The following is a 313-nucleotide window of genomic DNA, read 5'->3' as shown; positions in this document are numbered from 1 at the left end:
GTTTGATGAGTAGTCATATTCATATATTTTGCAAGGCAACAAATGGTTTTATCCTATCAGATGTACTAAGAGATTTTAAAAAATTTACTTCAAAAAAAATTATTCAAACCATTATTGATGAACCCGAAAGTAGAAGAGAATGGATGCTTGAATATTTTCAAAAAGCCTGTCAACATTTAAAACGAGAACAACACTATAAAGTATGGCAAGATGGTTATCATGCTGAACATATTTACAGTAATTTATTTATAAAACAAAAAATAGAATACATTCATTCAAATCCCGTTAAAGATAAAATAGTTGATTTTCCTGA

General features: G+C 27.2%; 1 protein-coding gene. It reads left to right on the top strand.

What is annotated here, in order from left to right:
* The coding region (locus WFZ85_RS16145; RefSeq protein ID WP_413789748.1) for a transposase at nt 1-313 on the top strand (313 nt) is incomplete at both ends.

The organism is Flavobacterium aureirubrum (genome assembly GCF_038739835.1).
Taxonomy (GTDB): domain Bacteria; phylum Bacteroidota; class Bacteroidia; order Flavobacteriales; family Flavobacteriaceae; genus Flavobacterium; species Flavobacterium aureirubrum.
This window is presented reverse-complemented; position numbering and strand designations above follow the sequence as displayed.